At 41.0% G+C, this 13,495-nt stretch carries 16 protein-coding genes; 8 read left to right on the top strand and 8 right to left on the bottom strand.

The window, feature by feature from the left end:
• Positions 1-58: 58 nt before the first annotated feature.
• From MB14_RS00675 to MB14_RS00660, 4 genes are all read right to left on the bottom strand, one after another.
• Positions 59-739, bottom strand: a complete 681-nt coding sequence (locus tag MB14_RS00675) for a LytR/AlgR family response regulator transcription factor (RefSeq protein WP_062587641.1) — start codon at positions 737-739, stop codon at positions 59-61.
• Positions 736-1,755, bottom strand: a complete 1,020-nt coding sequence (locus MB14_RS00670; RefSeq protein ID WP_062587639.1) for a sensor histidine kinase — start codon at positions 1,753-1,755, stop codon at positions 736-738. The genes MB14_RS00675 and MB14_RS00670 overlap by 4 nt, the downstream gene beginning before the upstream one ends.
• A complete protein-coding gene (locus MB14_RS00665) occupies positions 1,752-2,624 on the bottom strand; it encodes a hypothetical protein (protein WP_062587637.1) in 873 nt (290 codons plus the stop codon). The genes MB14_RS00670 and MB14_RS00665 overlap by 4 nt, the downstream gene beginning before the upstream one ends.
• A 107-nt stretch (positions 2,625-2,731) precedes the next feature.
• Positions 2,732-3,280, bottom strand: a complete 549-nt coding sequence (locus MB14_RS00660) for a D-glycero-alpha-D-manno-heptose-1,7-bisphosphate 7-phosphatase (RefSeq protein WP_246032626.1) — start codon at positions 3,278-3,280, stop codon at positions 2,732-2,734.
• A gap of 116 nt (positions 3,281-3,396) precedes the next feature.
• Between MB14_RS00660 and MB14_RS00655 the strand changes: the two genes are divergently transcribed.
• Positions 3,397-4,179 (top strand): polyprenol monophosphomannose synthase, encoded by a 783-nt coding sequence (locus MB14_RS00655; protein ID WP_062587635.1) that lies wholly within the window; start codon positions 3,397-3,399, stop codon positions 4,177-4,179.
• Positions 4,180-4,196: 17 nt separating this feature from the next.
• On the opposite strand, the gene MB14_RS00650 is transcribed toward MB14_RS00655, so the two are convergent.
• Positions 4,197-5,411 (bottom strand): ABC transporter permease, encoded by a 1,215-nt coding sequence (locus tag MB14_RS00650; RefSeq protein ID WP_062587633.1) that lies wholly within the window; start codon positions 5,409-5,411, stop codon positions 4,197-4,199.
• Between the two features lie 51 nt (positions 5,412-5,462).
• Between MB14_RS00650 and MB14_RS00645 the strand changes: the two genes are divergently transcribed.
• Genes MB14_RS00645 through MB14_RS00625 form a run of 5 tightly spaced genes read left to right on the top strand, consistent with a single transcriptional unit; the run spans position 5,463 to position 9,702 of the window.
• A complete protein-coding gene (locus tag MB14_RS00645) occupies positions 5,463-6,629 on the top strand; it encodes an exo-beta-N-acetylmuramidase NamZ family protein (protein WP_062587631.1) in 1,167 nt (388 codons plus the stop codon).
• On the top strand, positions 6,626-7,441 hold the full coding sequence (locus MB14_RS00640) for a hypothetical protein (RefSeq protein WP_062587629.1): 816 nt from the start codon (positions 6,626-6,628) through the stop codon (positions 7,439-7,441). The genes MB14_RS00645 and MB14_RS00640 overlap by 4 nt, the downstream gene beginning before the upstream one ends.
• Positions 7,438-8,355: a methionyl-tRNA formyltransferase gene (gene fmt / locus MB14_RS00635; protein ID WP_246032625.1), complete on the top strand. Its 918-nt coding sequence runs from the start codon at positions 7,438-7,440 to the stop codon at positions 8,353-8,355. The genes MB14_RS00640 and fmt overlap by 4 nt, the downstream gene beginning before the upstream one ends.
• The gene (locus MB14_RS00630; RefSeq protein WP_062587627.1) at positions 8,352-8,855 is read left to right on the top strand and encodes a dihydrofolate reductase; all 504 of its coding nucleotides are present in this window, start codon (positions 8,352-8,354) and stop codon (positions 8,853-8,855) included. The genes fmt and MB14_RS00630 overlap by 4 nt, the downstream gene beginning before the upstream one ends.
• Positions 8,856-8,910: 55 nt before the next feature.
• Positions 8,911-9,702, top strand: coding sequence for an SDR family oxidoreductase (locus tag MB14_RS00625; protein ID WP_062587625.1), 792 nt, complete (start codon positions 8,911-8,913; stop codon positions 9,700-9,702).
• Here the strand turns inward: MB14_RS00625 and MB14_RS00620 are convergent.
• From MB14_RS00620 to MB14_RS00610, 3 genes are all read right to left on the bottom strand, one after another.
• Positions 9,680-10,099: an RDD family protein gene (locus MB14_RS00620; RefSeq protein WP_062587623.1), complete on the bottom strand. Its 420-nt coding sequence runs from the start codon at positions 10,097-10,099 to the stop codon at positions 9,680-9,682. The genes MB14_RS00625 and MB14_RS00620 overlap by 23 nt on opposite strands.
• Before the next feature lie 150 nt (positions 10,100-10,249).
• Positions 10,250-10,594: a YciI family protein gene (locus MB14_RS00615; protein ID WP_062587621.1), complete on the bottom strand. Its 345-nt coding sequence runs from the start codon at positions 10,592-10,594 to the stop codon at positions 10,250-10,252.
• A gap of 93 nt (positions 10,595-10,687) precedes the next feature.
• Positions 10,688-12,160, bottom strand: a complete 1,473-nt coding sequence (locus tag MB14_RS00610; protein WP_062587619.1) for an aminotransferase-like domain-containing protein — start codon at positions 12,158-12,160, stop codon at positions 10,688-10,690.
• 82 nt (positions 12,161-12,242) lie between these two features.
• Between MB14_RS00610 and MB14_RS00605 the strand changes: the two genes are divergently transcribed.
• Together MB14_RS00605 and MB14_RS00600 are read left to right on the top strand one after the other, a co-directional pair.
• The gene (locus tag MB14_RS00605) at positions 12,243-12,914 is read left to right on the top strand and encodes a pyridoxamine 5'-phosphate oxidase family protein (RefSeq protein ID WP_062587617.1); all 672 of its coding nucleotides are present in this window, start codon (positions 12,243-12,245) and stop codon (positions 12,912-12,914) included.
• Between the two features lie 25 nt (positions 12,915-12,939).
• Positions 12,940-13,416 carry a GNAT family N-acetyltransferase gene (locus MB14_RS00600; RefSeq protein ID WP_062587615.1) on the top strand — a complete coding sequence of 159 codons (477 nt, stop codon included), beginning with the start codon at positions 12,940-12,942 and terminating at the stop codon, positions 13,414-13,416.
• Positions 13,417-13,495: the final 79 nt, after the last annotated feature.

Raw genomic sequence — 13,495 nt, 5'->3', positions numbered from 1 at the left:
TGATACGGTTTTCTACTCAAACCAGACCTATAGGTTTTTTAAAACCTTATAGGTCTCATTAACCCTCCAGCTTCTTTAATACTTCTTCGCGGTAAGATTGGCCAATGGGAATTTTGTGTTGCGGAAGCTGAATCTGATTTCCTTCTAAGTATTCAATTTTACTTTTGGCAATGATATAGGACTTATGGGTGCGCATAAATGCAGAAGAAGGTAATTCTTCCATAAGCTTTTTTAAGGTAGTAGTGACAATGAGCACCTTGTCCTGCAAATGGGCTTTTACATAATCACCGAGGGCTTCAAAAAAGAGAATTTCTGAGAAGTCAACCTTGTAGACTTTTCGGTCGGCTTTGAGTAAGATGTACTTTTCGTCCGTGTCAGTTTGGTAGATGCTTTTCTCCTTTACCTTATTCACCGCTTTTACAAAGCGCTCGAAAGAGAAGGGTTTTAGTAAATAATCGGTGGCGTCAAGTTCAAAGCCTTCTACGGCAAACTCAGGATAGGCCGTGGTAAATACCACCATCGGTTTTTGGTTCAGCGACTTGTAAAAGTTGATGCCTGATAACTTGGGCATGTTAACATCCAGGAAAATTAGATCAACGCTTGATTTGCCGAGGGAATTCATGGCCTCAAAAGCATCTTTGCAGATGGCCGTAATTTCCAAATCAGGATGATCTGTGCAATAGGTTTTCAGTACATCGCGTGAAAGCGGCTCATCGTCTACTATCAGGCATTTAATCATAGCTTAATTGTTAAATGGACAGAGAATTTGTCTTGCTCGTCTTCTACTTTAAACTCGTGTTTTTTCGGGTAAATCAAGGCCAAGCGAGAAGATACGTTTTGCAAACCAATTCCGCCATATTGTCCCGCTTCCATGTCATCAATTTCACCTTTGTTGTTCACAATGCTAAAATCAATTTGATCATTGCTGCACTTTAAATGCATATGCACAAAAGCCGAATCTGAAACCCCTTTTACGCCATGTTTAAAACTATTTTCAATCAGGGGAAAGAACAAAAGTGGAGCAATCATTTTTCCTTTGAGGTCACCTTCGATTTGGAAATTAACCTCGGTGCTGGCATCGGAACGTAGGCGCTGCAAATCAAGGTAGCCCTGAATAATTTCTACTTCTTTTTCCAGGCTCACGCGTTTGTCGCCCACTTCGTAAATCATGTAGCGCAATAGGTTAGAGAGTTCTAAAACCGAAGTCGCAGTTTTCTCGCTTTTCACCAAAGCCATGGCGTAAATGCTATTCAGGCTATTGAAGAGAAAATGAGGATTGATCTGCATTTTCAATGACTTCAATTCCAGCTCTACCTTTTCTTTTTCTACCTGCTGCAAAGTATACCATGATTTGGATAATTTGAGCAAAGTGGTGAGCACAAGGTAAATGATAAAAATATTGACCAAAACCTGCCATTCCGTAAAGGAAACCATATAGAATTCCGTTGGCAGAACAGGCAAAAGAATTTCAAAAGTGAATTCGTGAACGAGGTAAGCCAAAGCAATGTCTACCGCTACGAAAAGCACATAAAGCAGATATTTGCCCTTCTGAAGAAACCTTGGAATTAACAGGCGCAAATTCACATAGACCAAGAAGACCAATGGAATGTGAAATAGGATAGCGTAGAAATAATCGATGAAAGCAAAAAGTGCTATGGCAATGGAGAAATAACTCCCAATTGCGTAAATGGACAGCATCCAAAACACTGAATGCTGTAACCATTTTAAGCGTATAAGTTTGTTGAGGAACTTCATTGCGCTACACGTGTGTAAGTTTCGGGATCATCGAAAACGCTTTCATCATCAGAGTATTTGTCCAAAAATTTCTGAAGTTCTTTGGGCTGGGCAGTGATCAAAATGGTGCCGTCTACATTTTCGTGTCGTAAACGAATTAAGTTGCTTTTAAAGAGCTTATTGAGCTTGTCTAAATCGAATTGAGTAAGCTTGAGCTGATCTCCGTTCAGGTCCATTTTCATAAAGGTATGCACTGGGAACCATACTCTCGACTCAAAAGCAGCATCACTATAATCGCTATCCGTGGCGGCCAAGTCCATAAAAATATCGTCTCCAATTTTTACCAAATGCAGCTCATATTTAATGGGTTCGCCATCATCAACCACTGTCATTAAATAAGACTTCTCACCAATGGTATAGCTTTTTGGTTTGTTTGGTTTACCCAAATCGTTAAGCCTATTTCCAAATTCACTTAGGTTTTCACCGAACTTCCTGAAGTTATTTTTCATTTCCTTACTTGAGATGAGAGAGTCGAATTGCTTTTCGTAATAGGCTTGAATTTTTGCTTGATCTCTGACTGTATCACCTTCGATAATGGCATAATCACCTTCATCAATGGTTACCGAAAAAGTGGGTTTGCTGATTTTAACTCCACTTTCTTTAGGAGTTTTGGTGTCAGACTCTGTAACAGTAACGGTTCCTTCCACCGAAACCCCATCAGAAATTAGAATGTAATCTTCTTCATCGCTGCCGCTTTGCCATTTGCCTACGATTTCAGGCAAATACACCAGTGTGTCATCCGTGTAAATTGGGAATAATGAATAAACGCAGGAGCTTAAAAAGAAGCACAGCAGTAGGAGCGTGGCGAATACTTTAGTTTTCTTTCTCATGTGTTAGATATTTTGAGTTTTTGATTGATTCAAAAGTGATATTTGAACCTAACCCGGCCAAAAAATATCGGTGAACACCTAATTTCTCAGGATGAAACCTGAAAAATTTAGCCCTCACCAAGAATGGCATCCACTACTTCCGTAAAAGTATGGGCTACCACTTCGGCCAACTCACTTTTTTCCACCATGGCCATCAGCTGAATTCTTTTGATGCCCAGTTTCTTTGCTGGAATTAGATCACGCTCTTTATCACCCACCATCCACGATTGGGCGGGATCCACATTGAATTTGGCCATTCCTTTCTCTAGCATAAGCGAGTCTGGCTTGCGCATTAAAGATTTACTTACGCTATCCACCAAAGGCGCATAATAAAATTGATCAATTAAATTTCCACAAGCTTCTTGAAGTAAATCATGGCAGTCGTCTACCAATTTATCGTCATAGTATTTTCTGGCAATTCCACTTTGGTTGGTGACTACAACTAGTTTATAACCAGCTTCTTTTAGTCTTTTCAAACCATTCGGAACGTCTTCAGGAATTATAAATTCTTCAATTTTTAGAATGTGTCGGCCTAACTCTTTGTTTAACACACCATCCCTATCCATGAAAACACATTTGCTCATTTTATTCACTTGCTTTTCTTTTGTGATTAACATTTAATTAACTTCCCCGTTCTAAACTTTACGGGGCTCAACTCCCAGACCGATAAAACTAATGAATTTAACTGCTTTGAAGGAATTATTCTTTCAGAGTAGATTTTTTGAACCATGTAATGAAAGATAGCCTAGTCATTATTCCAACTTATAATGAAAAAGAGAATGTCGCGGAAATTGTTCGTGCTGTTCTTTCTCAACCTTCTGGATTTGAATTGCTTATTGTGGATGATAATTCGCCAGATGGCACGGCCGATATCGTAAAAAGCTTAATGTTGGAATATCCTGATCGCTTACATTTAGAAGAGCGGGCAGGGAAATTAGGTTTAGGCACCGCATATATTCACGGTTTTCGTTGGGCTTTGGCTCGCCATTACGAATTCATTTTTGAAATGGATGCCGATTTTTCACATCCTCCAGAAGATTTAAACAACTTATATCACTCTTGTAAGACCGATGGAAACGATGTGGCCATTGGATCGCGCTACGTAACGGGAGTAAATGTGGTAAACTGGCCCATGAGCCGTGTAATGCTTTCGTTTTTCGCCAGCTACTATGTGCGCATGGTGACGGGAATGCCTTTTAGAGATACCACTGCAGGTTTTAAATGCTATAGACGTTCGGTGCTCGAAACCATAGATTTAGACAAAGTACGCTTTATGGGCTATGCTTTTCAAATTGAAATGAAATTCTTGGCTTGGAAATTTGGCTTCAATATTACAGAAGTGCCTATCATTTTCACCGACCGCACTAAAGGCAAATCTAAAATGAGTGGTGGAATTGTGAAAGAAGCAGTGTTGGGCGTTATGCAAATCAAAGTGGGAAGCCTTTTCAGAACTTATAGAAGAGAGACAGAAGCGGGTTTGGAGCAGTCGTTCAATTACGCAGAAAAGGAAGCCTAAACTCTTAAGAATTCAGCTTAATCAAACCTAATGGCCGTTACTGGTTTTATTCTGGCGATGATTGCCGTTGGAATAATCAGCACAAAGGATACTAAGATCAACGTTAGCAAATTGAGGCCAATGGTCACCGACCAATCCCATTCAATGGGCACATACTCCATATAATAGTTGGCGGCATCTAGGGGGATGATATGGAAGAAATCTTGAAGTAAAGCAAAACCAATGGCTATCGCATTTCCCACCAACAAACCTTTGAGTACTAATCTAAAACCATTGTAGGAAAATATTCTTCTAATGAGGCTATTCGAAGCGCCTAATGCCTTGAAAGTGCCAATCATTTGGGTGCGCTCCATAATCAGGATAAACAAAACCGAAACCATATTAAATGAGGCGACCAATAGAATGAGCCAAATGAAAATGCTTACGTTTTTGCTGAGCAGGTTGAGCCAGTCAAAAATCTGAACGAATTTTTCGTCTACTCTTTCTGTGTAATGCTCTACGCTTAATTCGCCAATAATGGCGTCATCCGCAGCCGCAATATCATCTATGTTTTTGAGGTAAACTTCATAGCCTCCCACCTCATCATTCTTCCAGCCATTTAAACTTCGAACTACATTGATATCACCAATCATCATTTGGTCGTCAAAAGTATCGAGGCCAGTGCTATAAATCCCTTTTACGGTTACCCTACGCGTTTTAGGCGGATCCATAATAAAGTAATTGATCACCTTGTCCCCAATCTTCAAACCCAAGTTTTTGGCCATTTTAGAACTGACCATCACATCGGTGGAAGTGCTATCGTTAAAACTGATGAATTCGCCTTCCACCATGTATTTATCAAACAATGCTTCGTTAAAGCTCGGTGCTACCCCCTTAAAAAGAACCCCGTATACTTCACCATCTTTTGAAATTAGCCCCGGTTTGTGGGCATATTCCTGTACATGAACAACATATGGGTCTGTTGCTACTGCCTTCAAACGATTAGGTTCCACAACAATCGGTTCTTCCTCATATGAATTATTAAGGGAGAATTTTTTGATTTGAATGTGGCCGGAAAAGCTGAAAATCTTGTCTTTGATATTCTCTTGAAAACCACCAAGCACGAAAAAAGCAATCATCATAATGGCCAAACCCAGCGCAACACTGGCAATGGCAATTTTATGGATCACGGCCGAGAAGCTGTTATCGCCCGGATTGCTGATTCTTTTTGCTATGAAATAAGGGAGGTTCAAGAATATGGTTAATTTTGATGCTACCGTTAAATTTCAAAGATAACGAACCGAATGAATAGACTGCTATTTGCCCTTTTTATTTTAATGACATGTTTTGGCTGTCAATCGCAAACCGAGCAAAAAGAAGCCCTTCAAGTAGGGGCCGAAAGAATACAGGAATATCTCCCATTGCTGGAAGGAAAAAGAGTGGCTTTGGTGGTCAATCAAACTTCTATGGTGGGGCAAACGCATTTGGTAGATACCCTGCACAGCTTGGGCGTTGATATTAAAAAAGTAATGGCACCTGAGCATGGCTTTAGGGGCGAAGCGCCAGATGGTGAAAAAGTCAACGATTCGAAAGACGAAAAAACAGGCATTCCAATCGTTTCGATTTACGGCAGCAATAAAAAGCCAACGCCTGAAATGTTGGAAGATGTGGATGTGCTCATATTTGATATTCAAGATGTGGGGGTGCGTTTTTATACCTTCATCAGCACCATGCATTATGTTATGGAGGCCGCAGCTGAAAATAACAAACAGGTCATTGTGTTTGATAGGCCAAATCCGAACGGCATGTACATTGACGGTCCCGTAAAAGAGGATAGCGTCAGTGGTTTTATTGCCATGCACCCAATTCCGGTGGTTCATGGCCTCACTGTGGGCGAGCTGGCGCAAATGATTAATGGAGAAGGGTGGTTAGAAAATGGCGTAAAAGCTGATTTAACCGTCATTAAAATGAAAGGCTGGGACCACAATGCTACTTATTTATTGCCTGTAAAACCTTCGCCCAATTTACCGACCGATAATGCCATTGCGCTTTATCCTTCCCTCGGTTTTTTTGAAGGCACGGTAGTAAGCGTAGGCCGAGGAACTGATTTTCCTTTTGAAGTGATTGGCCACCCTGATTTTAGTTTGGGTTCTTACACTTTTACTCCGCAACCCAATGAAGGCTCTAAATATCCGCCACTAGAAGGAAAAGAATGCTTTGGACAAAACCTTTCTGGTGCAGGTCAACCCAGAGAATTGACTTTGCGCTACTTGATTACTTATTACGAAGCCTTAAAAGACAAAACCGAGTTCTTCAAAGATTACCTCACCCTTTTGGCTGGAACTACCGAACTGCGAAAGCAGATCGAGGCTGGAATGACCGAGGAAGAGATTAAAGCGACTTGGCAAGAGGGTTTGAACGCTTACAAGGCCAAGAGAAAACAATATTTGTTGTATAAGGATTTTGAATGAACGAGCAGAGGCTTATTGATAGAGCTATTAAGCGAGGACAATTAGTGATTATCTTACCTGGTATAATCATTCTAATCTTAACCTTCTGTGTCTTCTTGTATTTTCAAAGAAGATTTGTGTATCCAGAATATTTCTCTCTGTTAGGCCTGCTTTCTGGTTTTATATTAAGTTGGCTTTACTGGAGTTTATCGGTAGCAAGGTGGAAGGTTTGGGCGTATTCCAATGTGAATGACCTTGAGCTACTTAAAAATGAAGCTGTAAAGGCTAACATAATATGGCCCGGAGGTAATTTCTTTAACAGTACGATTATTTATAGTAGAAGTCAAAGGAATCAGCTGATTGAACTAGAAAACAAGAACTACAGAATACCGTTTCTCAAAATTGATCAAACAGACCTACCCAAGACAACAGTTCTTAAATATCCTATTGTAAATACTGTTTTCAACCTTATTTTGCCTGTTTTTATGGTTTCGGTAGGGGTGTATCTGATTCTGTCAGACAGAAATATAATTGGGGGAATAATTGTTTTATTTAGTTTACTGAGGTTTGTAAAGGCTCTAAAAAACCTGGTTAATAAAAATGAAACGATTATTACACTGCATGAAATGGGGATTACCATAGGTAAGGACAGATTTGGTTGGAACGAAATTATTGAAATTGAAGCTACATTTGGAGTAGCGGGTAGGGAAGATCAAGAGTTGAAAATAAAGACCTTAAACAATGTTTTTAACCTTAGTATAGGAGATTATAACCTCCCTGCTGATAAAATAAATGAGCGAATTTACAGCTATAGAAATAAAGCTCACATATGAAAGACTTAAGAATTATATATATGGGCACGCCTGAGTTTGCGGTGCCTAGCTTACAAATTTTGGTAGAGAATGGCGTCAATGTGGTGGCCGTGGTGACAGCGCCTGACCGTCCGAAAGGCAGGGGGCAAAAATTAACCACTACGCCCGTGAAGGACTATGCCGTTTCGCAGGAGATTCCTGTGTTACAACCTACCAATTTAAAGTCGCCAGAGTTTTTAGAAGAGCTGAAAAGCTACAATGCCAACCTGCAAATTGTGGTGGCCTTTAGGATGCTGCCAGTAGCCGTTTGGGACATGCCCGAAATTGGCACTTTTAACCTACATGGTTCTTTATTGCCACAATACCGAGGTGCCGCGCCCATCAACTGGGCGATTATTAATGGTGAAAAGGAAACAGGCGTAACCACCTTCTTCCTGAAACATGAGATTGATACGGGGAATGTTATTTTCCAAGAAAAAGAACCCATTGGCGAAGAAGACAATGTAGGCGATGTATATGAAAGATTAATGCATCGAGGTGCCAAATTGGTGCTAAAAACGGTTCGTGCGATTGAAGCAGGTGATTATCCGCAACTGCCACAAGACGAGTCGGTGGAGATTAAGCATGCGCCTAAAATATTTAAAGAGACCTGCGAAATTGACTGGAAGAAACCGACCGAAGAAGTCTATAATTTCATTCGTGGTTTATCGCCTTATCCTGCAGCTTGGACATGCATCAACGATAAAAATTTCAAAATCTTCGCTACCAAAAAAATGGACTCAGGTAAAAAAACTGAGCCGGGCGAATACAAAACAGACAACAAGACTTTCCTTCATATTCAAACTGGAACGGGCGCTTTGGCCATTACCGAATTGCAAATGGAAGGGAAGAAACGAATGGATATTGAATCGTTTTTAAGAGGGACACAATTATGATCAGGACCATTGTAGTAGCCATTTCAGAAAATTATGCCATTGGCAAAGACAACGATTTGCTTTGGCGATTGCCCGATGATTTCAAATTCTTCAAGACGGTGACCTCAGGGAATCATATTCTCATGGGCCGAAAAACTTACGAATCCCTTGGTAAGCCCTTGCCCAACCGTACTTCGGTGGTGATCACTCGCAATAAGGATTTTGAACTGCCTGAAGGCCATGTGGTAACGCATAGTTTAGAAGAGGCTTTGGCTTATTGTGAAAAGCAAGGGTTGAGCGAATGCATGATAATTGGCGGTGGAAAAATTTATACCGAAGCCATTGAAAAGGGATTGGTGGATAGAATGTTGATTACCGAAGTAGAAGCGGTAATCGAAGGTGCAGATACTTTCTTCCCTAAATTCGATAAAAGTGAATGGAAGGAAGAAGGAAGAGAACATCATGAAGCGGATGAAAAGCACAAATATGCTTTCGACTTTGTAACTTATGTTCGGAAGTAATTAGGTTATCCTCCTCTTTGGAGGAGGTGCCCGAAGGGCGGAGGAGGATTGAAACATGAAAAGCCTTAATAACAAAACCATCTGGATTACAGGCGCTTCTTCAGGAATTGGAGAAGCTTTGGCCATGCAGCTTTCTTCGGAAGGCGCTCAATTGATTCTCTCTGCCCGTAGACTAGCCGAATTGGAAAGGGTAAAGTCCAATTGCTCTAATCAAGACAATATAAAAATCCTTACCCTCGATTTAGCCGAAGCCGATAGCTTGACCACGAAGACCAACGAAGCCATTGCTCTTTTCGGGCAGGTGGATATTTTGATCAATAATGGCGGTATCAGTCAGCGGTCTTTGGTAAAGGACACTAAACTTGAGGTAGATCGAAATTTGATGGAAGTTAACTACTTCGGGAATATTGCTTTGGCCAAAAACCTGCTGCCGCATATGCTCGAAAAGGGGAGTGGCCATTTCGTGGTAGTGACAAGCTTGACTGGAATTTTTGGAACGCCTTATCGGTCTGGCTATGCAGCTACAAAACATGCGCTTCATGGCTTTTACGATAGCCTTCGTGCCGAACTGGAAGATGACGGAATCAAAGTAACAATAGCCGCACCGGGTTTCGTAAAAACCAATGTGTCGGTAAATGCCTTGGTAGGCGATGGCTCAAAAGCCAATGTGATGGATGATGCTCAAGCCAAAGGGATTTCTGCAGAAGATTGCGCCAAAGCCATCATTAAGGCGATCAAAAAGGAAAAGCGCGAGATTTATATTGGCAAAGAATCTTACGGAGCTTACGCCAAACGATTCGTTCCGGGTTTATTTGCTAGAATGATTAAGAAGGCGAAGGTGAGGTAATACGAGCTGACTTTCTATAAACAACTATCGAATCACATATTAAATCATGTATACATCGGTTATCTTCTCTAGTATAAGATACTAACACTGAAAATATTCCTAAAACGAACTTGAGAATACTCCTTACTATGGCAATCGGTAGGCTTAATCGTTGTGTTGAGTCTGATGATTTTCTAACTTCTACACCAAGAATCCTATGGCCAATTGTTCCTCCATTGGTGGCCACCATCATTGGTTCATAAGCAATAAAAAGTAAAGCCATGATCATGATTCTCACCCAGTCGGGGACACCACCAATACTGTCAATGGCAAAAGCGGTGATTATCATGACGGCTAAAATGAGAATGGCATCAACAATAGCGGCTTTAATTCTGAAACTTGTTTTGGGATATTCCATAAAAAAATATTGTTCGTACTAAACTAACAAATTTCAGAATTGGGCATGTTGCCAACTATGTAAATTTTTCAATATTTTATTTACTGAATCTACAAAAGGGAAGAAGGAAAAATAGGCCACTTTAAGTATAAAACAGCCTATTCACATTATTTACATACTCGCAATTTCTCTTACTTCGATATTACCGTCTTCTGCATTTAAAATCGGGCAACCTTTCGATAATTCTACTGCTTGGTTCATATCGGTAGCGTTTACCATCAAGTAACCACCAACAATTTCAGCACCTTCGGCAAAAGGGCCATCGGTAACCAATTGACCACCTTTTGATACTTGCATGCCTTCAGCCTTTAAAGGCAAACCATCAATCAATTGACCTTTTTCGGCCAAACTTTGCATCCATTTGCCCCATTCGGCCATTTCAGCTTGCACTTCTTCTGGAGACATTTCGGCCATTCTTGCATCGCCACCTCTAAACAGGTATAAAAACTTTTTCATCGTGTTAAAAAATTATGGTTTAAAATCGAGTTCTCTTTTTGAGATTCACCCTATTGACGAAAGCCATTATGAGCAGGGGACAATTTCGCGAAATTAATTTTGACTTTCTTTTTTCATGGCCGATTTCAGAATGAGAACGGCTTTGGTTTGTTCTTCAAAATTTAGAGAAGCAAAGCCTAAACGGATACCATTATGGCCTGAATTATGGCTGTCGTAGTTTTTGCAATCAGGAATTACCATTTCATTTTCCAAGCAAGTTTTGGCAATGGCTTCCCAATTCATTTCTTTCTTTAGCATCACCCAAAAGGCCATTCCGCCTTCGGGAACACTAAAACTGATGAATTCTGAAAGGTGGTCAGTGAGTAATTGATGGAAATGATCTCTCCGTTCATGATAAAGTTTGAGTGCCTTTCTACTATGTCGCTGAAGATCGCCTTGCTCAATCATTTGTGCCAAAGCCCTTTCTAATATGGTGTCGCCTTGGCGGTCAATCGTTCTTCTTAAATGCGCTGCTGCTGCGATAAAATCAGTTGGCCCAACCATGTACCCGACACGAATGGCTGGTGCAATAATCTTACAAACGGCCCCCATATAAATCACATGGTTTCCTTCATCGGCACTGGCCAAGGGCAAAAGTGGAGCCCGTTGATAATGAAAGTCGTAATCATAGTCATCTTCCAAAATGGCAAAGCCATATTGATGTGCTAGTTCGATCAAGTGAAGCCTTCTTTCGGGGCTAAGCGTTACTGTAGTGGGGTGATGATGATGGGAAGTAACATATACCGATTTGATTTTATGCTTTTCGCAGAGCGCTTGAATGTCGTTGGTATTCAAGCCGTTTTCATCCACCCTTACCCTAAGCAGAGAAGCGCCAGCATCGGTCAAAGTTAGGCTTGCGGCAATGTAATTTGTTTCCCCTACAATACTAAAACCTCCTTTTTGGTGAATCAATTGCGAAGCCAAGTACATTCCCATTTGGCTCCCCCGCGTGATAAGTATATTTTCTTTTGAGCAGGTAATTCCTCGCGTTTCCTGAAGGTAATTCGCTAAAACTTCACGCAAAGAGTCATCGCCAAAGAAGGAACCATAACTCAAATACTTAGCATTGTAACTGCGAGATACAATGCTGCGGTAATGGCGCAAAATCTCAACGATGGGTGCAATCCGAACGTCTGGGATTCCTTCATCAATCGTTAACATTGAAGGCAACTGCGCATAAGGTCGGTGGAGGTGCTTTCTCGCTTCGAATGAAAAGCCAGCTTCAAGTTTTAGTCCTTTTCCAACGCCTTGACCTCGTGGTTTTACTTCAGGAAGTTTATCGCTTACAAAAGTGCCTTTGGCTGGAATAGTGGTGATCCAACCTTGCCCCATCAATTCGTCATAGGCCGCAATCACTGTTTTTCGGTGCAGGCCAATCTGTAAGGAAAGACTTCTTGTGCCGGGTAGTTTTGCGCCACTTTTAATCACTCCCGATTTGATCATGCTAATAATGGCGTTGTGCAACTGAAGATAGATGGGCGTTTCAGCGCTGCGATCTATGTGGATTAAATTCTTGAATGAAATCATAGTGGACTACTCAGTAGCGCTAAAGTGGATTACATTAATAGTCCGATCAATTTAGATATTCGTAGCATATAACAACAATATTATGGCTGAATTTTCTAAATCTACTTACAATAAGGTGATCCGAGGAAGCAAGAGAGCACTCTACGATAAGGCTTTGGTCTACGAAATCCTCGATTCACACTTCCTTTGTCATGTGCCTTATGTGCATGAAAACGCTGTTATTGTAATTCCAACGGCCTATGGTCGAAAAGGAGATCGATTGTTAATTCATGGTTCAATGAAGAACAGAATGATGCTTTCACTTTTGGAGCAAGAGAAAGTGAGTTTGTCAGTCACTCATCTGGATGGGCTTGTGCTGGCGCGTTCGGTATTTCATCATTCGGTGAATTATAGGTCGGTGGTGGTTTTTGGTTCGCCTGTATTGATTGAAGATCCTGCCGAGAAAATGGAGGCATTAGAGATCATCACTGAAAACATTATCGCTGGCCGCTGGGCAGAAGCTCGCGAGCCTAATGAAAAGGAATTGAACAGTACCCTGATCATTGGCATTGACATCACAGAAGCTTCTGCCAAAGTACGTGACGAAGGAGCGGTGGACGAAGCCTTTGATCATGATTTGGACGTTTGGGCAGGAGTGTTGGAAATTGAAGCCCATCCTGGCAGAGCAGTAAAAAACGAAGATTGCAAAGCAGGTTTAGATACTCCCGCTTCTGTATTGAATTTTAAGTTTCAGAATAAGGGGGTGAAGCGTTAAATTTCCTCTCTCATCAGAAAGTCATATGATCGAAATTGTTCCATACGAATCAAAATATCAGGCTGGTATTGACCTCATGATTCAAGAAATTGCAGAAGAGTTTATCGAGCCTATTATGGGCGGACAAAAAAGCAATTCGGTTACTTTTCCAGATAAATATTGGGTGGCCACGTACGATGGTCATGTGGTTGGGACTGCTGGCTTGATGATCATTAAACATGAGTATGGGATTCTAAAGAAGATGATGCTCAAAAAGGAATTTAGGGGCACGGTTCATAATGTTGCAAAACTGCTACTTCAAACTGCCATCGATGAATCCGAGAAAGATCAGCTTGCGTGTGTCTATTTAGGCACTATGACTCAATTTAGGGCCGCTCAAAGCTTCTACCAAAAACACGGATTTCAGCAAATCCCTGAAAAAGAGCTCCCAGCTGACTTTTTGAGAAACCCAATCGATACGCTGTTTTATAGGTTGGGTTTGGCGGTGGACAGATTACAATAGCCCCAACTGGCTACCACTCAAAAAATTAACATTTCAGAGCTTCTTAATAATGAATAGGTTAGGCTATTAATCGGAAGCC

The organism is Roseivirga ehrenbergii, assembly GCF_001593005.1.
Classification (GTDB): domain Bacteria; phylum Bacteroidota; class Bacteroidia; order Cytophagales; family Cyclobacteriaceae; genus Roseivirga; species Roseivirga ehrenbergii.
Note: the sequence above shows the minus strand (reverse complement) of the source record. Positions and strands in the feature narration are given on the sequence as shown.